The sequence below is a fragment of the Nitratireductor aquimarinus genome (assembly GCF_017255295.1).
GTDB lineage: Bacteria > Pseudomonadota > Alphaproteobacteria > Rhizobiales > Rhizobiaceae > Nitratireductor > Nitratireductor aquimarinus.
Genome location: NZ_JAFKDE010000010.1, coordinates 17,753 through 41,661, shown reverse-complemented (window position 1 = coordinate 41,661; position 23,909 = coordinate 17,753). Strand labels below are relative to the sequence as shown.

18 protein-coding genes are annotated in these 23,909 nt (G+C 62.2%); 6 read left to right on the top strand and 12 right to left on the bottom strand.

What is annotated here, in order from left to right; genetic code table 11:
- Positions 1-49: 49 nt before the first annotated feature.
- Positions 50-1,777 carry a hypothetical protein gene (locus JYP46_RS17420; RefSeq protein WP_206548825.1) on the top strand — a complete coding sequence of 576 codons (1,728 nt, stop codon included), beginning with the start codon at positions 50-52 and terminating at the stop codon, positions 1,775-1,777.
- A 552-nt stretch (positions 1,778-2,329) separates the two neighbouring features.
- Here the strand turns inward: JYP46_RS17420 and JYP46_RS17415 are convergent.
- The 7 genes from JYP46_RS17415 to JYP46_RS17385 all read right to left on the bottom strand — a co-directional run bounded on the left by JYP46_RS17415 (position 2,330) and on the right by JYP46_RS17385 (position 11,227).
- A complete protein-coding gene (locus JYP46_RS17415; protein WP_224873469.1) occupies positions 2,330-3,757 on the bottom strand; it encodes an aspartate aminotransferase family protein in 1,428 nt (475 codons plus the stop codon).
- Positions 3,758-3,813: 56 nt separating this feature from the next.
- Entirely contained in the window at positions 3,814-4,821 is a 1,008-nt protein-coding gene (locus tag JYP46_RS17410) for an NAD-dependent epimerase/dehydratase family protein (RefSeq protein ID WP_206548824.1), read from the bottom strand.
- Complete coding sequence (locus JYP46_RS17405; protein WP_090326855.1) at positions 4,818-5,255, bottom strand: EamA family transporter; 438 nt, start codon at positions 5,253-5,255, stop codon at positions 4,818-4,820. The genes JYP46_RS17410 and JYP46_RS17405 overlap by 4 nt, the downstream gene beginning before the upstream one ends.
- 111 nt (positions 5,256-5,366) lie before the next feature.
- Positions 5,367-6,716: an FAD-binding oxidoreductase gene (locus JYP46_RS17400; RefSeq protein ID WP_206548823.1), complete on the bottom strand. Its 1,350-nt coding sequence runs from the start codon at positions 6,714-6,716 to the stop codon at positions 5,367-5,369.
- A gap of 3 nt (positions 6,717-6,719) precedes the next feature.
- On the bottom strand, positions 6,720-8,153 hold the full coding sequence (locus tag JYP46_RS17395; RefSeq protein WP_206548822.1) for a UbiA family prenyltransferase: 1,434 nt from the start codon (positions 8,151-8,153) through the stop codon (positions 6,720-6,722).
- A gap of 221 nt (positions 8,154-8,374) precedes the next feature.
- On the bottom strand, positions 8,375-8,638 hold the full coding sequence (locus JYP46_RS17390; RefSeq protein WP_162742385.1) for a hypothetical protein: 264 nt from the start codon (positions 8,636-8,638) through the stop codon (positions 8,375-8,377).
- Between the two features lie 117 nt (positions 8,639-8,755).
- Positions 8,756-11,227 (bottom strand): mechanosensitive ion channel domain-containing protein, encoded by a 2,472-nt coding sequence (locus JYP46_RS17385; protein ID WP_206548821.1) that lies wholly within the window; start codon positions 11,225-11,227, stop codon positions 8,756-8,758.
- Between the two features lie 220 nt (positions 11,228-11,447).
- On the opposite strand from JYP46_RS17385, the gene JYP46_RS17380 reads away from it, so the two are divergent.
- Genes JYP46_RS17380 through JYP46_RS17365 form a run of 4 tightly spaced genes read left to right on the top strand, consistent with a single transcriptional unit; the run spans position 11,448 to position 16,569 of the window.
- Positions 11,448-12,707, top strand: coding sequence for a sarcosine oxidase subunit beta family protein (locus JYP46_RS17380; protein WP_206543839.1), 1,260 nt, complete (start codon positions 11,448-11,450; stop codon positions 12,705-12,707).
- Positions 12,708-12,717: 10 nt separating this feature from the next.
- Positions 12,718-12,996, top strand: coding sequence for a sarcosine oxidase subunit delta (locus JYP46_RS17375; protein ID WP_206543840.1), 279 nt, complete (start codon positions 12,718-12,720; stop codon positions 12,994-12,996).
- Positions 12,993-15,986 (top strand): sarcosine oxidase subunit alpha family protein, encoded by a 2,994-nt coding sequence (locus JYP46_RS17370; protein WP_206548820.1) that lies wholly within the window; start codon positions 12,993-12,995, stop codon positions 15,984-15,986. Before JYP46_RS17375 ends, JYP46_RS17370 begins: the two co-directional genes overlap by 4 nt.
- Positions 15,979-16,569, top strand: coding sequence for a sarcosine oxidase subunit gamma (locus tag JYP46_RS17365; protein WP_206548819.1), 591 nt, complete (start codon positions 15,979-15,981; stop codon positions 16,567-16,569). Before JYP46_RS17370 ends, JYP46_RS17365 begins: the two co-directional genes overlap by 8 nt.
- Positions 16,570-16,691: 122 nt before the next feature.
- Here the strand turns inward: JYP46_RS17365 and JYP46_RS17360 are convergent, their stop codons facing one another.
- Together JYP46_RS17360 and JYP46_RS17355 are read right to left on the bottom strand one after the other, a co-directional pair.
- Positions 16,692-17,297, bottom strand: a complete 606-nt coding sequence (locus tag JYP46_RS17360) for an EF-hand domain-containing protein (RefSeq protein WP_206543843.1) — start codon at positions 17,295-17,297, stop codon at positions 16,692-16,694.
- A gap of 150 nt (positions 17,298-17,447) precedes the next feature.
- A complete protein-coding gene (locus tag JYP46_RS17355; protein ID WP_206543844.1) occupies positions 17,448-18,155 on the bottom strand; it encodes a nitroreductase in 708 nt (235 codons plus the stop codon).
- A 315-nt stretch (positions 18,156-18,470) separates the two neighbouring features.
- Between JYP46_RS17355 and JYP46_RS17350 the strand changes: the two genes are divergently transcribed.
- Positions 18,471-19,673, top strand: coding sequence for a pyridoxal phosphate-dependent aminotransferase (locus JYP46_RS17350; protein WP_206548818.1), 1,203 nt, complete (start codon positions 18,471-18,473; stop codon positions 19,671-19,673).
- Positions 19,674-19,705: 32 nt separating this feature from the next.
- On the opposite strand, the gene JYP46_RS17345 is transcribed toward JYP46_RS17350, so the two are convergent.
- The 3 genes from JYP46_RS17345 to JYP46_RS17335 all read right to left on the bottom strand — a co-directional run bounded on the left by JYP46_RS17345 (position 19,706) and on the right by JYP46_RS17335 (position 23,421).
- Entirely contained in the window at positions 19,706-19,888 is a 183-nt protein-coding gene (locus JYP46_RS17345) for a DUF3008 family protein (protein ID WP_206543846.1), read from the bottom strand.
- Positions 19,889-19,969: 81 nt separating this feature from the next.
- The gene (locus JYP46_RS17340) at positions 19,970-22,093 is read right to left on the bottom strand and encodes a 3-hydroxyacyl-CoA dehydrogenase NAD-binding domain-containing protein (protein ID WP_206548817.1); all 2,124 of its coding nucleotides are present in this window, start codon (positions 22,091-22,093) and stop codon (positions 19,970-19,972) included.
- Entirely contained in the window at positions 22,093-23,421 is a 1,329-nt protein-coding gene (locus JYP46_RS17335) for an acetyl-CoA C-acetyltransferase (protein WP_412033243.1), read from the bottom strand. The genes JYP46_RS17340 and JYP46_RS17335 overlap by 1 nt, the downstream gene beginning before the upstream one ends.
- Positions 23,422-23,909 lie beyond the last annotated feature (488 nt).

Below are 23,909 nucleotides of genomic sequence, written 5' to 3'. Positions count from 1 at the left end.
CTGTAGAAACGAATGCGACGACAGGCAGAAGGCACCCCGGGGGCACGACATGGCAACGGCAGTGGAACGCGGCACGGCGGCAGGGCGGCGCATGCGCCTTACAAGCCCGATCGCCATCCTCGGCATGACGGCCATCGCCATGGCAGTCGTTTTGATGCTGCCGCTCAACGTGCCCATCGGGCCGATGTACTGGGATCTCTTCATCTATTTCGATGCGGCAAACCGGATCTTTTCCGGGCAGGTTCCGGCAACCGATTTCTTCGCGCCCGTGGGACCGCTTGGCTATTATCTGTTCGCCGGCGGCGTGAAACTCTTCTCGAACGCCCAGCCGCTGCTTCTGGTGCACTGGTCGCTCTTCGTTGTGACCGCGCCGCTGATGGCGCTGGCGCTGTGGCAGGTCGACAGGACGTCACGCGGTGTTTCTCTGGCGCTGCTCCTGCCCTTCCTCGCCTTTGCCGTTCTGCCCTTCAACACACGCGAGTTCTATCCGTTTCCGGGTTCGGACGGGTTCGCCGTCTACAACCGGCAGATCTGTCAGCTTCTCTATGTACTGACGGTGGCGCTCGTTTATCTGCGCGACCAGCGCCTGCTGCTCATCTCCATCGTGGCAGGCATGACGGCGCTGTTCCTGACCAAGATCACCGGCTTTGCCTCAGGCGGCATTCTGTGCGCCTTCGCCTTTGCGGCAGGGCGCGTGCAGCTGCGCACGGCCATCGCCTCGGCGCTGATCTTCTTCGCCATTCTGGGCGTTCTGCAACTGTGGAACGGGATCACCCTCGCCTATATCAACGATATTCTGGCGCTCGTGGTGATGAACGAGGGCAGCCTCCTGCCCCGCTTCCTGCAAGCGGCATCGCACACATTCGGCATCGTGGTGCCGGCGGGGCTTCTGGCGCTGTTCATGCTCTACCGGGACCGCGCGACACTCACAGAAACCCTGCGCAGCAAGCCACGTCTTCGGGCCATCGCGCGCTTCCTCGATCATGACGCTTTCTGGATCATGGTGGTGCTTTTTGCTGGCATCTTCTTCGAGACGCAGAACACCGGCAGCCAGGCGCTGATCTTCATTTGGCCGGTGCTTCTGCCGGTCCTGATGCGGCTCTGGCAGAGCGATGCACCGCGCAGCGCCTTCATCGCCGCCGGCCTGCTTGCCGCCGCTGCAGCACTTCCGCCGCTGGTGAACACCGCCGAGCGGGCCGCACGCACATATGTCGGCGCGATCAAGAACGTGACGATGCCAAGCGAAAACCTGAAGACGCTTGGCCGCCTCAACATGCGTCCGGAAATCCTCGCACGGGCGGAGAAGATGATGGGCTTTTACGCGAAGCATCGCGAGACCTATGCGGACTTCATCCGCATTCAGGAACTGCCCTCCTATGTGTTCTACTCGGAATTCGATTTCCAGATCGCGCATCTGATGGCCATCGACGAGGCCATCACCGCGATCCGCGAACTGGAGGCGGAACAGGGCGTCACCTTCGACACGGTGATGAACCTCAATTTCGTGAACCCCTTCCCCTGGCTGATGGACAGGGAAGCGCCACGGCACGTCTCCATCGGCGCGGACCCGACCCGAACCGTGCCCCCGCCGGACGCCGAGGCGCTGGAGGCGGTGCGTGAGGCCGATCTCATTCTGCACCCCACCTGCCCGCTGACGACCGCGAATGCAGACCTTCTGGCGCTCTACGCGCCCGCCATCGAGGACCATGAGCAGATCACGCTCAATGAGTGTTTCGACGCCTATCTGAGCCCGCTTATGGCGGACCGGATCGAATAGGCTCGGCAGTTTTCTTCGAGGCTGGGTGCACGCCCCTCATCCGCCTGCCGGCACCTTCTCCCCGCTCGCGGGGAGAAGGAAGCGTTGCTGTTGTTCAGCGCCAAGCGCCCCCGTCCTTCGACAAGCTCAGGATGAGGGCTGTTGAGTTGATGACGCCCGTAAATACAACGGTTCGGAATGAACCACACCGCAAGCCCAGTAGTCCTCATCCTGAACTTGTCGAAGGACGGGGCGCCTGGCGCTGCCCTCCCAACCGCCGCGCTTCTGCAACGTCTCACTGCCGGGTTTGAGCGCTGGCGCACGCCCCTCATCCGCCTGCCGGCACCTTCTCCCCGTGCACGGGGAGAAGGAGGCTTTCATCAGCGTTGCGGACATCGTCCTTCTCCCCGCAGGCGGGGAGAAGGTGCCGGCAGGCGGATGAGGGGCCAGCGGCATTGCAAACAAAAAGAAGGCCGGGACAAGCCCGGCCAGTTGTCGCGCGAGAGGCGCTTTTTCCTGAATCTTTCAGAGCCTTGAGAGGCAGCCCTGAATCATCCTGTCAGAAGCCGGACCTTACTTCACCTGGCTTTTGACGAAATCCTTCACGATGGAAACGACACCGCGCCCGAGCAGCGCGTCGAGCGAATCCACCAGCTTGTCCACGTGCTCCTTCTGCATGATGAGCGGCGGCAGGAGACGGATGACATTGCGGTTGTATTCGGTGAAGGCGACCAGAACATCGTAATCGCGCAGAAGAAGCGCGCCCACAAAGCCCGACAGCGAGCCCTTGAGCTTCTCGTCCAAAACGCCGACCACCGGGCGCAGAACCGCCGGCAGGGTCTGCGAGAAATCGTGGAACTCGAGCCCGACCATGCAGCCACGGCCGCGAATGTCCTTGATGATGCGCGGATATTTGTCCTTCAGCGCGTTGAGGCGCTCGACCAGATAGGCGCCGGTGCTTTCGGCGTTCTCCATCAGCGCTTCGTCATAAAGCACATTGGTGCCCTCGATGGCCGTGGCGCAGGCCTCGCCGATGCCGCCAAAGGTGGCCATGGCGTGGATCATCGCGTTCTTCGGAGAGCCATAGGCCTTCATGTAGATGTCGCGCTTGGCGATCATCGCGGCCATGGCGGCCTTGCCCGCACCCAGCGACTTGGCGAGCGCGGTGATGTCCGGCACCACGTCGTAATGCTCGAAGGCATAGAAACGGCCGGTGCGCCCGTAGCCGCACTGAACCTCGTCCGCCACCCAGATGACGCCGTACTGATCGCAGAGCTGGCGCAGCTTCTGCCAGAATTCGCGCGGGGCCTCGTTGATGCCGCCGCCGCCCTGAACGGTTTCAAGCACGATTGCTCCAATCTCGGGATCGGTGCGGAAGGCGTGTTCGATGGCGTCGATATCGCCAAAGGGAACGCGCACCGTGTTGTCCGTCAGGCGGAACTCTGCTCGGTAGAGATTGCCATCGGTGATGGTGAGAACGCCCTTGGTCTTGCCGTGGAAGGAGTTCTCCGCATAGACGACCTTCGGACGCTTGGGACCGGCGGCGCGCTCGGCAAGCTTCACGGCCGATTCCATGGCCTCGGAACCCGAGGAGCCGAGGAACACCATGTCGAGGTCGCCCGGCGAACAGGCTGCGAGATTGGCAGCCAGCGCCGTCGAATATTGCGACATGAAGGCGATGGCGATCTCGTGGCGCTTCTCGTCCTGGAACTTTTTGCGGGCTTCGAGAATGCGCGGATGGTTGTGGCCGAAGGCCAGCGAGCCGAAGCCGCCGAAGAAATCGAGGATTTTTCGACCGTTCTGGTCGATGTAATACATCCCCTCCGCACTCTCGATCTTGATCTTGTGGAAGCCCAGAAGCTTCATGAAGTGAAGCTGGCCGGGGTTCAGATGCGCCTTGAACAGATCGGTCATCCGCTCGACGCTCAGAGCCTTGGCGTCTTCCACGGTGAGAAGATCGGGCTTCACGATTGCCCTGGGTGCAAGGTCAGGTGCGTCCATCACGGGCCTCGCCCCTTTCGTATCGGTCTTTGTCACGACGGTCATGGCGACCTCCCCTATTCGGCCGGAACCTGGCTGGCGCCAACGGCCTGGCCAGATTTCTTGGCGCGATATTCGTCATAGGCGGCGATCAGCATGTCGCCGTCATTGTATTGCGGCACCCAGTTCAGGTCGCGCTCGCCCTTGGAGACGTCGAGCACGCACATCTCGTCGGCGATCAGATACTGCTCCGGGTCCATGAGCGGCATGTTCATCCAGTCGAGCATGTCGAGCGTGCGCTTCACGGCCCAGCCCGGCGTGGGCAGAAGCAGGGATTTCGAGCCCGCATGCTTCACCAGATCGCCAAGCAGCTTGCGCACCGGCGGCGGATTGATCGAGCCGAGATTGTAGGCCTCGTTCGGCACGCCGGCCTTCCACGCAAGACGCGCGGCTTCCGCGCAGTCGAACACGGAGATGAACTGATAGGGGTTCTTGCCTGCGCCAATCATCGGCACCGGCAGGTTCATGTCGATCAGCTTGAACAGCTTTTCGAGAATGCCCAGACGTCCCGGCCCGATGATGAGACGCGGGCGGAACAGCGAAATGTTCATGCCGCGCTTGCGCCACTCGGCTGCCAGCACTTCCGTGTCGAGCTTGGACTGGCCGTATTCGCCAAGCGGCGAAACGGGATGATCCTCCGTCATCGGATAGGTGACGGTGTGGCCGTAGATCATGTCGGTGGTGAAGTGAACGAGGTTTTTTGCCCCCGCCTTATCCATCGCCTCGATGATGTTGACCGTGCCGTGATAGTTCACCGGGTAGAAGAAGTCGTGCCGCTTGGCGCGCACCTGGATCGGCGACAGCATCTTGGCCGACAGGTTGTAGACCATGTCGTCGGCCTTCATGCCCAGCGCCTCGACAGCGGCCGGATCGGTCACGTCGCAATGGACGAACTCCACCTGGCGGTAGTGTGGCAGGTCGCTCTTCACGATGTCGGCAACGATGACCTCTTCGCCATCGGCCACGAGCTTGGGGGCCAGGTGCCGGCCGACGAAGCCGTCACCGCCAAAAATGATATGTCTCATTGGATCATCGACCTTTCGGACTGAAGTTTGTCTTTTGCGAGCGCCGCCTGTTCTTCAGGCATTTCGCGGCCGCTCTGCGCGATCAGCACGGTGCCGACGCAGATCAGCGCGATGCCGGCAATGCGGTAGGCGTTCAGGTCTTCCTTGAAGAGGAAGTAGGCGAACACCGCCACCGCCACATAGGCAAGGCTCAGAAACGGATAGGCGAAGGACAGCTCGACCTTGGAAAGCACGTAGAGATGCGACGCCATGGAGATGACGAAGACGCACAGGCCGGCAAAAATCCACGGGCTGAAGACAATCTGAAGAATTTTCAGGATCGGGTTCGCACCCGCAAAGCTCAGATCGCCCAGCGTCATCATGCCGTGTTTCAGCATGAGCTGCGCAGCCGCGTTGGTCATCACCGTGAAGAGTATGAAGGGTATGTATTTCATCTTGTCCCGCCCGTCCCTGTCATAGCGCCTTCTTGCAAACAAAGCGTGAAGCGCTGGATATAAATTGCATCTTTTGCGTGAGTTTCCGGTGTCTGGCCGGGTTGAAAGAAGTCATTCGGCGGCATGCCGGCCTCCCGCCTCGCTGGCCGGCAGCTTCTGCGCCGTGCGCCGCCAGAAATCGGAAAGGAAAGCCGGGTCGCGCAGCGCCTCCAGATCGCGCCAGTGCGGGAACGAGGCTTCGAAAAGTGCCGGTCCCATGCGCGCATCCTTGTAGGGATTGACCGCGCCACCGGCCTCGACCGTCATCCGGTCAAGCCGTTCGAAAAGCGCATCCGTGGCAGCGCCCGCATTGGAGAAATCGAGCGTCAGCGTGTAGCCCGGCCGCGGAAAGGAAAGCATGCCCGGCGAGGCGACATCGCCAAACCGCTTCAAAACGGTGAGGAACGACGCCTGACCGGCCTCGCGCGCAGCCGCCAGCATTGCCGGGATGGTTTCGCGTGCGGCCTCGAACGGCACCACGCTTTGATGTTGCAGGAGACCGCGCGGGCCATAGAGCCGGTTCCAGTGGCGCACGGCGTCGAGCGGAAAGAAATAGCTTTCGTAAGAGGAGCGCCGAACGCCTTCGGCGCGCGCCTTGCTCCAGGCAAAGGCCCGGTTGAACAGGGTCAGCGACCAGCGGTTCAAAAGATTGAGCGGCGGCCGGAAGGGAACGGTGAGACGGCGCGGGGACGCGGCGCGAAACACCGCGCCATCTTCGGCGTGATTGGCGGTGAGCAGAAAGCCCCTGCCCGCCTTTGGGCCAGACGCAAGCTGGTCGAGCCAGGCAACGGCATATTCGTTCCGGGCGTCGGCGTCTTCGGCCAGATCGAAATATTCATCCAGACCGGAGAAGCCGCGCACGCATTCGTTCACATCGACGGAGGCGACCTTCATCAGGCGAATGGTGGCGTCCAGGATGAGGCCCGTCAGCCCCATGCCGCCGATGGTGGCGCGGAAAAGCTCTGCATTCTCATCGGCGCTGCAACGGCGGACCTCTCCATCGGACCGCAGAAGCGTGAAGGACACCACGTGGCAGCCAAACGTGCCGCGCCGGTGGTGGTTCTTGCCATGCACGTCATTGGCGATGGCCCCGCCCAGCGTGACAAACCGGGTGCCCGGCACGACGGCCGGAAACCAGCCCTTCGGCCCCACATGGGCGATCACATCCGAGAGCATGAGACCGGCCTGCGCCGTCAAAAGCCCGCTCTGTTCATCGAAAGCGACGATGCGGTTCATGGGGCGCATGTCGATCAGCGCGCCGGCATCGTTCAGACAGGTATCGCCATAGGAACGGCCATTGCCATAGGGCAGGACGGAGGACGGAAGCCCCCTGCCCGCGCGCAGGCGCTCAATGGCGTCTTCAGCGCCAATCGCCACAGGCGCTCGACGGCGCACCAGCCCGAAAGCGGAGTAATCGGCCATGCCTCAGAGCCCCGCCGTGAAGAGAAGGACAGCGCCGAGCAGACCGAAAAGCTGGCTGCGCCAGTCGCCAATGATGAAGACGATGGGATCGTCATGCATCTCGTCGCGCCGCGCCAGGATCCACATGCGAATGGTGATGTAGAGCACGATCGGGCAAAGCGGCCAGATCAGCCAGGGCATCTCGTAGAGCTCACGTACGGCGCTGCTCTCGATGTAGAGCGCCAGAACCATGGCGGAGGAGAAGGCCGAGGCCATGCCTGCCTGGGCGATCACTTCCTGATCCTCGGTGCGATAGCCACGCCCGGCAATCCGCTCTCCTGCGGGCAGAACGGTTGAGCGCAGCTCCACATAGCGCTTCACCAGCGCCAGCGAGAGGAAGAAGAAGACCGAGAACGCCAGAAGCCAGAAGGAAACGCCGATGGTCGTGGCCGCGCTGCCGGCAAGAATGCGCATCGTATAGAGACCGGCAAGGGTCAGCACATCGATCAGAAGCATTCGCTTGAGCGACAGGGAATAAGCGGTGGTGGCGATCAGATAGCCGACAAGCACAATGCCGAAGAGCGGCGGCAGGAACAGCGCCGTGAAACCGCTAATCGCCAGAAGACCGATCATCGCCGCAAACCCGAACGGAATCGAGAGCATGCCGCTCGCAAAGGGCCTGTTGCGCTTGGTGGGATGACGCCTGTCCAGACCGAGGTCGAAGAAGTCGTTCAGGATGTAGATGGCCGATGCGGCGGTGCTGAACGAGATGAAGGCCAGAACGCACAGCGTCAGCAGGGGCATGTTCAGATATTCATGGCTCAGGATGAGCGGCACGAAAATCAGGCTATTCTTCAGCCATTGGTGCACCCTGAGCATCTTCACATAGGTCTTGATGGTCGGCCTGGGCGCTTCCAGAAGCTCGGCGTCATTTGCCGCCTGCCAGCGCGCTGCGGCGCGATCCGGCGCAACGACGATGCCATTGCGCGCGGCATCAAAGACAGCGACATCGGCGCGGCTGTTGCCGGCATAATCGAAACCGCCATCGCCAAATGCCGCAACCAGCGCATCGCGCTTCATTCCCGAGGCCATGTTGCGTCCGGGTTCGGTGGAGATCACCTCATCGAAAACGCCCAGATGCCCGGCAATCGCATCGGCGAACTTCTTGGGCGAAGCCGTGGCAAGAACGATGTGGCGGCCAGCGGCCCTGTCTTCGCGAAGCCGGGCGAGAAGATCCTGCCGATACGGAAGACCGCCTGCATCGAGTTCGACGCGCGAGGCGATTTCGCATTTCAGCCGCGCCTTCCCTCCCAGAAGCCAGAACGGCAGAAGAAAGACGCACAGGGGCTTGCGACGCAGGAGAAGAAAAAGACTCTCCCATAAAAGATCGGTCGCAATCAGTGTGCCGTCGAGATCGACGGCCAGCGGCACCGCATTGCGTTCAGATCGCGCGTCCATAAAAGCCCCCAGACAAAACCCGTACTGGAGACGGCCTTACGTGAAAGGAACTTCTGAATTCTGAACTTGCTAACGCAGGGGCAAGTCAAGCGATGGAAAATGCCGTTCAGGCTTAACAGGCTCATAACAAAACAAACAAAAGGCCGCGCAATGGCGCAGCCTTTCTTTGCTTTCCCGTGAAATGCGGAACAGATTTCGAGATCTATTCTTGGGTCCTGGCCCTAGCGCACGCGGCCCTTGCCGCCGGAAATCTCGATGGTTTCCGAGCCGCTCAGAACCTCGCGGTCGCCATTCGGCATGGTCACGAAGCACCCGGCAGCGCAAAACTCGATGGTTTCGCCCGCGCCGACAACCAGCTCCGTCTGGGAGCCGCCTTCGGTCACGACAAGCGTGTGGGCCTCACTGTCGAGATTGACGGCGCTCGCCGCGAAAGCCGCGCCACCGGTGACGAGCAGCGCTGCGGCTGCATAAACGAATTTCTTCATTGTCTTCATCAGTGTGTCTCTGCCCCTTGAATGTCAGAGCCTTCCAGCTGCGTTCTTGTGTTCGGTTATATAGCTTCCAACGTGAACGGCAACTGAACGCCATATTCATGCCGCACATTACTCCGGATCAGTTTTGCGGCGGCGACGGCGACGCACCACCTTCTCCGCGCCGGGCTCTGCAGGCGTTTCCTCTTCAAGATCGTCCGTTTCCCCGTCTTCAGGCAGCTCCGGCTCTTCCGGTTTCAGGAAACCGGAGCGCACATGAATGTCGCGCTGCGGGAACGGAATCTCGATGCCCTCGGCCTCGAACGCATCGACGATGGCGAAGCGGATGCCGTTCTGCACTTCGAGCTGCGTCAGGATGTCGGAGAGATAGACGCGGATTTCGAAATCGAGCGATGAGTCACCGAACCCGGCGAAGAGCACGAAAGGTTCCGGGTTTTTCAGAACCATCGGATGCGATTTGGCGATTTCCAGAAGGATCTCGTGCACACGCCGCACATCCGATCCATAGGCCACGCCCACGGCGATTTCCATCCGGCCCAGCTTGTTGCGATGCGTCCAGTTGCCGACCGCCGCGTTGATCAGCTCGGAGTTCGGCAGGATCACAGACTGACGCTGGAACGTCTCGATCTCGGTGGCGCGCACGGAAATCTTCTTCACCGTGCCGGACACTGCGCCAGCCACGATCCAGTCGCCGGCCTTGAAGGGCCGCTCGGCCAGAAGGATGAGACCCGAAACGAAGTTCGACACGATGTTCTGCAGGCCAAAACCAATGCCCAGGGAAAGCGCACCGGCAACGAGCGCCAGATTGGAAAGATTGATGCCCGCTGCCGAAACGCCGATCAGGCCGGCGATCACGAGGCCCACATAGCCAACACCGGTGCGAATGGAGTTGCGCACGCCTGAATCCATGCGGCTGCGCGCCATCACCTTGCCGTCGAGCCAGCCCTGGAACCATCGGGTGACAAAGTAGCCGACAACGAAAACGACAATGCCCGTTACAATGCCCATGATTGAGAAGGAGAGCGAGCCGATCTGAATGTTGCCGGCAATCCGGTAGCTCCAGGCCGTTAGGTCGGCCCAGCGGAAGCCCCATTGCAGAAGAATGAGCGGCACACCGATCAGAACGACGATGACATTGATGATCATGCCCGAGATCAGGCCGAGCTGATCGAGCGCGGTTTCGTCAAAGGCCGTGTGACGCTCCAGACGCCGGGCGAACCACGAATGCGCGAACGCGCCTTCCGAAGTGATCGCACCGGCCGTCAGGAAACCGATATACATGGTCGCAATGATCGCGCCGGTCACGACCACCTGTTGCGACAGGAAGCGGGCGAAACCGATATAGCCAAGCAGTGCGGCGATGATGATCGCAGCGCCGATGAAGAACAGAAGGTAGCGGAATTTGAGCGGCCACTGCCGGGGCTTGCCCTCTTCGTCTTCAAGCGGCCGGACTGCGCCAATGGCCATGATGAGAAGCCCGACGACAACCGTGGCAACCAGACTTGTGGCGACGGTCAGCGAAAGCTGCGAGCTGAGCACCGAATAGACCTGGTCCATGAAATGGTCGAAGCCGGTCGCAACCGCCGTGACAACCGCAAGAACGAGAAGCCACTGCGCCGCCTGGGACCGCACCGGCAAAAGCCGCCAGTTGGGACGCCGTGGCGCAAGGATTGCGCGCGCCAGCCGGTAGACGAAATAGACCAGTATGATGACCGAGAAGAGCGACCAGAGAAGCGGCGCGATGTCACTGCGCAGCAGGTTGAAATAATCCAGAAAGAGATAGCTGAGCACGAGGAACGTGCCATAGGAAACCGACGGGATCAGCGTCGAGAAGAGCGCTGTCGCCAGACGGCTGAGATAGGTGGGGTTCTGCTCACTGCGGTCCGGCTCGACAAAGTCATCAAAGAGGCGGCGTCCACCGAACAAGAGGGCAAGTGCAGCAATGGAGGCAAGCGCCGTCGCCAGAAGCAGCGGCTTCAGGCGGTATTTGACCGTGAAGCTGAGCCAGGCGGACACGCGCGTGTAGACACGGCCCAGTTCCTGCGTAAATTCACCCAGGACATCGGTGCTGACCGCCGCCGAAATGTCGTAGCGGCGCGACAGGGTGCGGGTGAACAGATCGCGGCGCAGTTCCGCGATCTCTTCGATCACCGTCTTGATGCGCACGGAAAGGCGCTCCGCATCGCCGATCAGGACGTTGAAGCTCGCCTTTTCATCAAGAAGGCGCGTGCGCTCGCGCGTTACCTCTTCCGGTTCGGGCGGCTCGCCTTCCTTGCGCGGCTCGCCCAGTTGCTCAAGGCGCGTGTTGATTTCCGAAAGCCGGGGGCGGAACGCCAGGCTGGCGTCGAACACCTCACGCCCCAGCCTCTCCAGTTCGACGCGAATGTCGACGAGCTCGGCATCATCCGTCGACTGGTGGCCGATCTCCGTCTCCAGCCCCGCGACGCTGTTTTCGATGCCCGAAAGCATCTCGCGCTGGCCTTCCAGAAAGCTTTCCGTGTCCTGCGCTGCGGCGAGCGAACCGAAAGCGAGCAGGAAAACAAGGCACAGGAAAGCTGGCAGGGTGCGGAGCTTCAACAACATTTCTGTCAGTCTTCTCAAAGAATCAGGATCGTTCAGGGGGCGATTTTGGTGCGCCGACATTGCCCGAGGCATGCGTCAGCAGCAAGCATTGCCGGCGTCTGCGTGGCAATGAAAGGCAAGCCTGTGAAAAGACATACGCCTTATTTGCCACCATCGGCCGGGGTGTCCTATAGGTTTAGCCCTGAACCTAGACTTCGTTCTGGCAAAAGAATGGCGGCGCATGGCGGAATATTCAGCACTTTCGCTTCTGAAGAATGCCCTTTCAGGCAATCGTGACTGGAAACCGGCCTGGCGCAAGCCCGATCCCAAACCGAATTATGATGTCATCATCATCGGTGGTGGCGGGCACGGTCTGGCGACGGCCTATTATCTCGCCGCCATGCATGGCATCACGAATGTGGCCGTTCTGGAGAAGGGCTGGCTCGGATCGGGCAATATTGGCCGCAACACGACCATCGTGCGCTCCAACTATCTGCTGCCCGAATCCATTCGCTTCTACGAACATTCGATGAAGCTCTGGGAGAACCTCTCCCACGAACTCAACTACAATGTGATGTTCTCGCAGCGCGGCGTCTTGAACCTTGCCCACAGCCCGGGCCAGGCGGATGATTACATCCGCCGGGGCAACGCCATGCGCCATGACGGCGTGGACGCCGAATGGCTGACGCCGCAGGAGATTTCGCGCAGGGTGCCGGGGCTCGACGTTTCCGGTTCGGCGCGCTTTCCCATCGCCGGTGGCCTGTTGCAGCCGCGCGCCGGCACCGCGCGTCATGATGCGGTCGCCTGGGGGTATGCGCGCGCCGCCGACCGGCGCGGCGTCGACATGATCGAGAATTGCGAAGTGACGGGTTTCCTGCGCGACGGCGACCGGATCATCGGCGTCACCACCACACGCGGCGACATCCGCGCGAAGAAGGTGGCGATGGCGGTGGCCGGCAGCACGGGCCAGGTGCTGAAGCGCGCCGGCGTCGACACGTTTCCCATCGAAAGCCATGTTCTGCAGGCTTTCGTGTCTGAAGCCATAAAGCCGTTCGTGAACTGCGTCGTGACCTTCGGGGCCGGCCATCTCTATGTCTCGCAATCGGACAAGGGCGGCCTGGTGTTCGGCGGCAGTCTGGATTTCTACAATTCCTATGCCCAGCGCGGAAACCTGCCCGTTGCGGAAGACGTGATGAGCGAGATCTGCGCCATGTTCCCATCGGTCGCGCGGCTTCGCCTCCTGCGCTCCTGGGGCGGCATCATGGACATGTCGATGGACGGTTCTCCGATCATCACGAAAGGGCCCCTGCCCGGTCTCTACCTGAATTGCGGCTGGTGCTATGGCGGCTTCAAGGCGACGCCGGCTTCGGGCTATTCCTTTGCCTGGACCATTGCCAAGGACGAGCCTCACGCCATCAACGCGCCGTTCACGCTGAGCCGCTTCGAGCGCGGCGCGGTGATCAACGAAGCGGGCCAGGGCCCGACCCCGAAACTGCATTGAGGGAACCGCCATGCTGATCGACTGCCCGCATTGCGGCCCCCGCGACCTCGCCGAATTCTCCTATCAGGGCGACGCGACGCGCACCCGGCCCGATCCCGCCTCGACCGACACGCAGGCGTGGCTCGACTATGTCTATAACCGGCCCAATCCGGCGGGGCGCCACCGGGAATACTGGCAGCATACCGGAGGGTGCCGCGCGCATCTGGTGGTGGAGCGGGACACGCTGACCCATGAAATTCACGCGGTCGCTCCCGTTCGCGGCAACGCCAAAAGCGGAGACGCCGCATGAGCCCGCGCCGTACATCCGCCGGCGGATCGATCGACCGCACGCGCACCATCCGCTTCACCTTCGATGGCGAGGCCCATACCGGCCATGCCGGCGACACGCTGGCCTCCGCGCTTCTCGCCAACGGCGTTTCACTGGTGGGCCGCTCGTTCAAATATCACCGTCCGCGCGGCGTCTTCAGCGCCGGGGTGGACGAGCCGAACGCACTCGTGACCATTCTGCGCGAAGGCGTGCGCGAGCCAAACATTCCCGCCACGCAGATCGAACTGCATGACGGGCTCAGGGCGGAAAGCCAGAACCGCTTCCCTTCACTCGCCTGGGATTTCGGGGCGCTGAACCAGCTCGGCGGCCGGCTTTTGGGCGCTGGCTTCTACTACAAGACCTTCATGGGGCCGGTGGCCGGACCACTGAAGGGCACGCGCTTCTGGATGATGTGCGAGCATGTCATCCGCCGGGCCGCAGGCCTCGGCCGCGCCGATTACGAAGCCGATCCCTCGCGCTATGAGCACATGAACGCCTTTTGCGACGTGCTCGTGGTGGGCGGCGGCATTGCGGGCCTGATGGCGGCGGAGGCAGCCGCAAAGGCCGGCAAGCGCGTGATCCTCGCCGAACAGGAGAAGCAGACCGGCGGCTTTGCACGCTGGTCGGGCGAAACCATCGACGCAAAACCGGCCGATGCATGGGCAGCGGAAATCACCGCGCGGCTCTCCGCGCTCGACAATGTGCGCCTTCTCACCCGCACGGCGGTCTGGGGCTATTATGACGGCAACACGCTGGCAGCGCTCGAGCGCGTCAACGATCATGTGGCGCGCACGCCGAAAGGGCATCCCCGTCAGCGCCACTGGACGATCCGCGCCGGCACGGTCGTGCTTGCGACGGGTGCGCTTGAGCGCCCCATCGTCTTTCCCGGAAATGACTGTCCAGGCGTGATGCTGGCGGGCGCGGTGCGCCGCTATGCGGGCGAGTTCGGCGTCTTGCCGGGCGAAAAGACGGTTCTTTTCACCAACAATGACAGCGCCTATCAGGCAGCAGCCGCCATCAGGCGCGCCGGCGGGCATGTGGCGGCCATCGTGGATGTGCGCAAGCAGATCGGCGATGAAGCGACAGCGCTTGCAACCGAGGCCGGCGTCGTGCCGCTGACCGGTCACGCCATTGTCGGAACCAAGGGTGGCAAGGCGCTTTCAGGCGCTGTGGTGCAGGCATTCGACGCCGATACGGGCAGGCTCTCCGGCGAGGCAAGGCCGATAGACTGCGACAGTCTCGCGGTTTCCGGCGGCTGGCAGCCGGTCATCCATCTGGCGAGCCAGGCTGGCGGGAAGCCTGTCTGGGATGCCGAAAAACAGGCGTTTCTGCCGCCTGAACCGACGCAGCGCTGGATTGGCGCAGGCGCGTTTCTCGGCGAAACGGGGTCGGTGGAAGCTCTGGCGAGTGGCCGCAATGCGGGGTTAAAAAGCGCCGACAAGCGCCCTTCGCGGGCCAAACTGCCGGAAACGGCTCCGTCAGCACTTGATCTCACCCCCGCCCCGGTTCTGGAAATCCGGGGCAAGGGCAAGGCCTTCGTCGACTTCCAGCACGATGTGACCGCCGATGATGTGCGGCTTGCGCACCGTGAGGGCTTCGTCAGCGTCGAGCACCTGAAGCGCTATACGACGCTCGGCATGGCGACCGATCAGGGCAAGACCTCGAATGTGCCGGGGCTGGCCATCATGGCCGCCGCGCGCGGCATCGAGATTCCGCAGGCCGGCACAACGCGGTTCCGCCCGCCCTTTTCGCCGGTCGCCATCGGCGCGCTGGCGGCAGAGCGTTATGGCGATCTGAAGCCGGAGCGGCTGACGCCCCTGCACGACTGGCATGAAGAGCATGGCGCAGAGATGACGCCGGCGGGCCTTTGGCATCGCCCCCTCGCCTATGCCGGTGCGGGCGAGACGGTGGAGCAGGCCTATATCCGCGAGGCGTCGGCGGTGCGCCGTTCGGTCGGCCTTGTCGATGTGTCGACGCTCGGCAAGATTGCCGTGAAGGGACCGGATGCCGCCACATTCCTCGACCGGGTCTACACCAACACCTTCTCCACGCTGAAAGTGGGCAAAGCGCGCTATGGGCTGATGCTGCGCGAAGACGGGCTGGTCTTCGATGACGGCACCACCTGGCGGCTTGGCGAAACCGATTTCCTGATGACCACCACCACCGCCAATGCAGGCCCGGTGATGCAGCATCTGGAATATTGCCTCGACATTCTGTGGCCGGACCTGAAGGTGCACCTCACCTCCGTCACCGACCAGTGGGCGGGGGCTGCGATTGCCGGTCCGAAGGCCCGCGCGGTTCTCGAACGCTGCGTGACGGGAACGGCTGTCGACAATGACGCGCTCCCCTTCATGGGCATCGTGCATGGCGAGATCGACGGCGCGCCCGTCATGATCTGCCGCCTCTCCTTTTCCGGCGAGCTTGCCTATGAGGTCTATTGCGGGGCCGGCCATGGCGTTCATGTCTGGGAAGCGCTGCTGGAAGCCGGCGAACCCTTCGGCATCACGCCCTATGGCATGGAAGCGCTCGGCGCGCTGCGCATCGAGAAGGGCCATGTGACGGGCGCGGAGATCGACGGCCGCACCACGGCGCGCGATCTTTATCTCGACGGGATGCTGTCGAAGAAGAAGTCCTTCATCGGTTCGGGCCTGATGGACCGCCCTGCCCTGATCGACAGGAACAGGCTGCGGCTCGTGGGCGTCGTCTCGCTTGACGGGCAGCCGCTTGGCGGCGGCGCGCATCTGGTGGAAAGCGGGAACCGCGACGAACCGGGCGATAGCATCGGCCATGTGACCGGATACTGCTATTCGCCGGCGCTCGAAAAATACATCGGCCTGGCGCTGGTCAAGGGCGGTAAGACACGACACGGCACACGGGCCTTCCTGTCCGATCCGCTGCGCAAGCGCTTCGGACAGGTGGAAATCGTCAGCCACCATTTCTTCGATCCGGATGGGGAGCGCATGCATGGTTGAGCGCGCATCACCGCTGGGCAGCGATTTTCGCCCCGGCTCCTATGGTGATTTCGCCAATGGGGCGGAAGTCACGATCCTTGAACTCGACAGGGCGGGCATTGTCGAGGCGACAGCCTGGCCGGGCCAGGAGAAGGCGCTTTGCGAAGCGCTGGCGGGTGCCTGCAATCTCAGGCTCTCGGCAGGTTCGGGCAATGGTGCGGCCAATCGCGAAGGCGTGTGCGCCTTCAATATCGGCCCCGGCCGGTTTCTGGTGAGCGGCCCGCGCGAGACGCTTGCGGGCCAGCTGGAAAGCGCGGTGCCGGACACGATCGGCACGGTGACCGACCTTTCGCATGGGAGAACGGTGCTTGGCATTGAAGGGCCGAAAGCGGAATGGGTTCTGGCCAAGCTGTTCGCGCTCGATTTCGCAAGTGCGGCCTTCCCCGTCCATTCGGGATGCGCGACGGCGCATCATGAGATCGCCGTTCAGATCCAGCGCCGGGGCGAAAAACGCTTCGAACTCTACGTCTCGCGCTCTTTTGCACGGTCCTTCGCAAACACGCTGCGCCGGGCCGCAGAAGATGTGGGTTACACAATCAAATAGGTCCGGCGCGGCGACACCGGACCTATTCACCGGTTCGCAGAAACGCGAAGCGAACCGGCCCCACCGCCGGGGAAGTGATCCAGCACTTCCCCACCGATGCCTTTGTAGCTACTTACGTATTGTCAGCCATTGTCAGAGGGAGCTGCGCCGCGGCGCATTTCGCCCTTGCCGCCGCCCTTGTGCTCACCACCCTTGTGGTCGTGCCTGCGCTCCATCTTGCCGCGACCTTCGCCGCGTTCACCACCACCGCGCTTGCCATGCTCCGCCGCCATCTGGCGACCGCCACGGCGCATCTCGCGCTGGTCGAGCTGACCGTCATTGTTGGCGTCCATCAGCGTAAAACGCTTGGCGTGCTGGCTTTCGATCTCGGCGATGGTCACCTTGCCGTCGCCATCCGCATCGAGATGCTGTGCGGCGCGCTTGGCGCGGCGTTCTGCCATGCGCTGGGTTGCGAGATCCTGCAGTTCGGCATCGGAGAGCGTGCCGTCGCCATCGGCATCGGCTGCCTTGAGGCGATCAAGCTGAATGCTGGTGAACTCTTCAGCGGTGATGACACCATCGCCATCGGCATCGAAGCGGGCGAAACCGCGCATCTGCTTGCCGCCCTTCATCTGCTGCCCGGCAGCCTGGGGGTTGCCCTGACCATTCTGCGCAGCTTCCTGGGCGATGGCGGCGGAACCGGCAACCAGGCTGAGAGCCAGAGCCGACAACAGGATCTTGTTTTTCATGTCTTCATCCTCGTAAAGGGGCGCCGCTTGGGAGGCGCGGCAGGGAACGAGGTGAAATTGACCGATCCCACATTACGGCAACCTTGCCGGGGAATTACAAATTCGTAAGCAAGGGCCGTAGGTGGAAAAACATGATCCAGTGTCCTGCCCCTAGCGCACGAAGGAAACGAATTCCTCAAGCGGCTCGCGCTCGCTGCGCAGGCCGTTTTCCGGTGCAGAAGCGTCTTCATAGCCAAGCGCCATGCCGCAGACCACGATTTCCTCATCCGGAATGTCGAGGATCGGGCGGATCTGCTTGTGATAGGGCGCGAAAGCCGCCTGCGGGCAGGTGTGCAGGTCACGACCGCGCGCGGCGATCATCACCGACTGCACGAACATGCCAAGATCGATCCACGAGCCCTTGTTGAGGCGGCGGTCGATGGTGAAGATCAGCCCGACCGGCGCGTCGAAAAAGGTAAAGTTGCGGTCATGCTGGGCGCGCATACGGTCCACTTCGCGCCGCCCGATGCCCAGAAGGCTGTAGAGCGCAAAGCCAACGGCGCGGCGGCGGGTCAGATAGGGCTCGAAGAATTTGTCGGGGTAGTATTTGTACTCGTCCCACTCGATCTTCTCGGGGCGGACGCCCGAAGAGAGGATCGCATCCGACAGTTCCTGCTTGCGCTCGCCAGAAACGACATAGACCTTCCAGGGCTGCATGTTCGTGCCCGAAGGCGCGCGTGCGGCAACACGCAGAATATCCCGGATCGTGTCGTCATCGACCGGCTGGGGTAAAAACGCGCGCACGGAGCGGCGCGACAGCATCGCCTCGTCGACGATTTCCGAAACAGACAGTTCGTTCTTCTTTTCAGGGGCCAACATGCCGCCATCCTTCTGCAAAAATGCGGTGCGAACCGACGGATGCCCCTCACATCCATACCGCAACCCGTTCAGGATCGGATCGCCGGGCGTCCATCAGGACGTACAAAAACCGATCCAGACCATTGATGGAGCGCCGCGATAAACGGAAAACCGGTTTCCACTTTTCGATCCGGTGCTCTGGGAACACATGCCCCCGGGTGCGCTATTTGGTTGCGCTGTTCTCATGACTGCCACTCTGTTAAAAGAGCGGCCAGTGCGCGGTCCTCGTAGTCGAAGGGCCTTCCTTTTTCAAGTCGAATGCCAAGAGCCTCACCCATGCCAAAGCCTTCATCACGCATTTCCGGCATCGTTCCTTCCGGCAAAAACGGTTGGGAAATCCATTTCGCAGCCATGGCCCGCAAACAGGCCGGCGACAAAGTCATCATGCTCTCGGTCGGAGACCATGATTTCGACACGCCGGCCGAAACGGTCGAGGCCTGCGTCGAAGCCGTGCGCGGTGGTCACCACCATTATACGCAGCTTCCGGGCCAGCCCCGACTGCGCGCCGCACTCGCCAAGCTCTCCGAAGAATGCACCGGTATCGAGACCAGCGCAGACGAGATCATGGTCACCATTGGTGGTCAGGGTGCGCTTTACGCAGCGTTTCAGGCAGTGCTCGATCCGGGCGCGCATGCGGTGATCGTGTCGCCCTATTACGCGACCTATCCCGGCACGGTGCGCGCCGCAGGCGGCCGTTTCACCGAGATCGAGACGCATGCGGAAAACAATTTCGAGCCGAGCCTTGAGGAAATCGAGGCCGCGCTTGAGGCCGACACGCGCGCCATTCTCATCAACTCGCCGAACAATCCGACGGGCGCGGTCTATTCGCGCGCCACGATTGAGCGCATTGCCGAAATCTGCCGCGAGCGTGATATCTGGCTTCTGTCCGACGAGGTCTACTGGACCATCCGGTCCGACAAGGAGCATGTCTCGCCGCGCGCCCTGCCCGGCATGAAGGAGCGCACGCTGGTCATCAATTCACTGTCGAAGAGCCACGGCATGACCGGCTGGCGCGTCGGCTGGCTGACCGGCCCCGCCGACATGATTGCGGTGATGACCAATCTCAACCTCGTCGCCACTTATGGCCTGCCCGACTTCACCTCGCATGCGGCCACCGCCGCCGCCGAGAACGGTTTCGGTGTGGTTGAGATCGCCGAACTCTACACGAAACGGCGCGAGGCGTTTCTCGATGCCGTGCGCGGCATGAGTGGTGTCGTCGTTCGCGGTTCGGAAGGCGGCATGTATGTCATGCTCGACATTCGGGCCATCGAGCAGGATTGCGAAAAGTTCGCCTGGGACTTCCTAAACGCGGAAGATGTGGCGGTTCTGCCGGGCGCCAGCTTCGGTGACGCCGCAAAAGGCCATATCCGCATTTCCATGTGTCAGGATGAGGAAACGCTGCGGGAGGCTGCAAAGCGGCTGGAGCGTTTCATTTCCGGCCGTCTCGATGCGGGCAAGTCAGCCACAGCCGCAGGCTGACCCTGAGGCCATGAGGCGCGCGCTGGCGCGCCTCAGTCCTTCTTCTCGGGCAGATCGTCGTGGCTGGTTTCCGCCAGTTCTTCGAGTTCCGCCTCGCTCATCGTCTCGAACATGTCCAGCGAAGCGCCCTTCAGATCCGATTTCGGCGTGTCACCACGCCTCGCAGACAAGGCAGCCCCGGCGGCTTTTTGCTGAGCCTTTGACTTTGCTGGCATCGGCATCTCCTTTCGTCTTGGATCCGAAAGGGAAATTCCGCGAATGCGCTCAGGGTTCCCACAATCACACGATTGCGGCTCTCACGACATGGCGCGGGGTGACGCTGCAATTTTCAGCCAGTAAGGATCGGGGGTGAAACGCTCACCATATTTTTCCTGCAGGCGTTCGAGTGTCGAGACGATCTCTGCACACCCCCGCCGACGGGCATAGGTCAGCGGGCCGCCCCGGAACGGAGCGAAGCCCGCCGCGAACACCATCGCGGCTTCAAGCGTTTCCTCATCGGCCACGACACCTTCGCGCAGACAGGCCGCACAGCTGTTGAGCATTGGCAGGATCAGCCGGTCCGTAATCATCGGATGTGGCGTGAGACGATTGCTCTTCTTCTTCGGGCGACCCGACTTGTCATATTCGTAGAGGCCGCTTCCCGTTTTTATGCCGGTACGCCCTTCGGCAACCAGGGTTTCCAGCCATTTTGGGCCTGTCTGCTGCGCTTTGCCGCGCTTGGGATTGAGCGCCCGCGCAACCTCAAGACAGATGTCCAGCCCTATCCGGTCAGCAAGTTCTACGGGACCGACGGCCATGCCGAAATCCTCTGCCGCCTCGTCGAGGCTCTCCTTGCGAACCCCTTCCTCCAGCATCACAAAGGCTTCACCAAGATAGGCGGAAAGTGCCCGGTTGACGAGAAAGCCCGGCGAACTGCGGACGGGCGCCGGCAGACGATCGATTGAGCCGCAGAAGGCCATGAGCCGTTCCTTCACCGTGCGTGACACCCGGCTGTGCGAGACAACCTCCACCAGTTCCACTTGAGATACCGGATTGAAGAAATGCAGCCCGGCGACACGCTCGGGAGAGGAAACGACGCCAAGCAGTGTATCGAGCGAGAGGCTCGTCGTGCTGGAAACCAGAACCGCGTCTTTCTTCATGCCGGAAGAGACCGCTTTTAGAAGCTTGCGTTTGACGTCCAGTTTCTCTGCGGCCGCCTCGATGACCAGATCCGCGTGACGCAGGCCGTCGTCAGCGAAATCCGGGATCAGCCGGTCGAATGCCGCACGCTGCTCCGTGCCTGAGTGGAGCCATTCCCCAAACTGTCTGGCCGCGCGTTCAATGGCCGCTGTCAGCGCCTTCTCGTCAGTGTCCGACAGCGTGACACGCAGCCCCCGCGACGCGCACCACGCGGCAATGTTTGCCCCCATCGCTCCCGCGCCGATGACGTGAACATGCGCGATACCGCTTTCTCCCCCGCCACTCGCCTTCAAATGCTCGCGCAAAAAGGACACATGGATCAGATTTTGCGCCGTGGCTCCGGAAAGAAGCCTGGCGAAAGACCGTATCTCGCCGGCTTGCATGGCTGATTTGCGACCGCCATTTCGCAACCATAGATCGATCAGGCGATAGGGCGCCGGATAGTCCTTCTCCCGCACCTGCCGCGCCACAGAAGACCGCATCTTGCGGACCGCCAGATGCCGGAAGGGCGAAACGGCGCTGAGGCGCGAGAGGCCGGACCCCGGCCTGGCCGGCTTCAGCCTGCGCGAGACAAGCGCCTCTATGGAACTGGCCACGTGGCGCTCTTCAACCACGGTATCGACAAGACCCAGTTCACGGGCCTTCCCTGCATCGACCGGCTTGCCATCCAGCATCATCTTCATGGCTTCGCCCGGCGCAATCAGCGCGGGAAGACGGAAGCTGCCGCCGAGCCCCGGATGAAGCCCCAGAGATATTTCGGGAAAGCCGAACGTCGCTCCCTCAATGGCGATGCGGTGTTTGCAGGCAAGCGCGAGCTCCAGCCCGCCGCCAAGACAGTGGCCATGAACCACGGCGATGGTCGGGATCCGCAAAGCGGCCAGACGGTCGATGATCGCATGCGCACGCTTCATGCGCGCTTCCGCTTCAACCGCCTCCGTCATCCCCTGCAACTCGCGGATGTCGGTCCCGGCAATGAAGCCACCGGTCTTCGCTGACCGGATGACAAGCGCAGCGAGCGCAGTGGCTTCGATCTTCTCCAGAAGCGCGTCGAGCTCCACCAGCACATCTTCGCAGAGCGTGTTGGTGTTTTCGTCCTCCCGATCAAGGACCAGCCACGCGATGTCACCGGCATCCTTCGACAAGGACCAGTGTTTCTTCTTCTGGATTTTCTTCAGACCATGTCCGAGCGTCAACTGACGACGGATCATGTTTTCGCTCGCGGGCATGTTCTTTTCAGCCATTATCCGACCTCCACAAGCATGGCCCCGGAAAGTCCGCCGCCGATGCACTCTGTCGCGATGCCCCGCTTCTGCCCCTTCTTCCGCATGGCGTTGACAAGATGGAGAACGATCCGGTTGCCGCTGGCGCCGACGGGGTGACCGAGGCTGATGGCCCCGCCATCCACATTCAGCCGGTTGCGGTCGATGCGTCCGAATGCCCGTTCAAGCCCCAGAACGTTGCGGCAGTAGTCCACATCCTCCCAGGCGGCCTGGCAGGCAAGCACCTGCGCGGCAAAGGCCTCGTTCAACTCCCACAAATGGATATCGCTGCGCGTCAGCTTCTGACGCTGCAGGAGTGCGGTTGTGCTCAGCGTCGGCCCAAGCCCCATGATGGAGGGATCGAGCCCCGACCATTCGCTGTCGACGATGCGCGCGAGCGGCGTCAGACCGTGCTTTTTGACGGCGGCCTCCGATGCGAGGATCAGCCAGGATGCGCCATCGGTAATCTGGGATGCGTTGCCGGCTGTGACCCGCCCATGGGGCTTTTCAAACGCCGGACCAAGCCGGGCCAGATCCTCGACGGAGGTTTCGGGCCGGACACCATCATCCGCGGTAAACATCTCGCCATCGCCGGCAACCAGCGGCACGATCTCACGCGCCAGCGCCCCGCCTGTCTGCGCCTTGGCCAGCCGCTGATGGCTTTCAGCCGCATAGGCATCCGCTGCCTCTCGGGAGATGTTGAACAAATGTCCGACCTTCTCGGCTGTCTGCCCCATGGTGAGCAGAGTGACGGGATCTGTCAGCCCACGCTCCAGCCCGACAACCGGCTTCAGCAGGCGCATTTCGAAAGCCTTCAGAGCCCTTAGCTTCCCCAGAAAAGAGGTCGCGCGGGAGTATCGGCTGAACCACGCAGCCCCTTCCCGAGACCAGACCAGAGGCGCGTGCGACATTGCTTCCGCCCCGCCAGCCAGAACAAGATTCGCGCTGCCGGACTGTATGGTGCGGAAAGCGGTGTCGATGGACTGCATGCCCGACCCGCAATTGACCTGTACGGTAAAGGCGGGCATGGCGTCGCCCATGCCAAGCCGCAGCGCTGCGACACGCGCAGGATTCATTTCGTCGACCGGCACGTTGACACAACCCAGGATCACCCGTTCGAGACTGTCCGCAGCAAAGGGCTGGCGCGCAAGAAGCGCACGTCCGCACTGAACCGCCAGGTCCACGGGGGAGAAGGGGCCGGGCTTGCCGCGCGCCTTCAAAAAAGGCGTGCGCGCGCCATCCACAATGTAGACCGCCTCCCTCGAAGCCGAACTGCTTCGCGAAGCCGAGCCTTTGCGTGATGCCGTCACCTTTTTGCGGGAACCCGAGCGTGATGCTGCAGCGGATTTCACGGGCCGGGCACTCCTTGAAGCGGGCTCTGCGGAAGCAGAGGTCTCGGAAGCACTGTGAAAGGGGGCGGCTTTCGGCGGGGAGGATTTGGCGGGAATGGCGCGCCGGGGCTTTCTGTTTCGGGGGATGGCTCGCGTCAGATCAGGCTCTCTGATGTCTGGCTCCATCAGCGCAGCAGGGCTTCCGAGCGCTTCTGCTTCTTCCGGCGACAACGATTCGCCCTGGGTATTCCGGGGTTCCGGCCTGCGTGGTTTTTGTGCCATTCGACACGTGCCTCTCCTTGAAAACAAACGTATTGCGATTGCCTGAACCGCCCCCGGCAACCCTGAATTGGCCACGGACAGACAACCACCTTCTCATTTCGTAGGTCTCAATTCGGCTTCACTTCAAATAACGCCGGCTTTAAGCCACATTTTCTCGAGACAGCCGACTAGCTGCATTGGCCGTG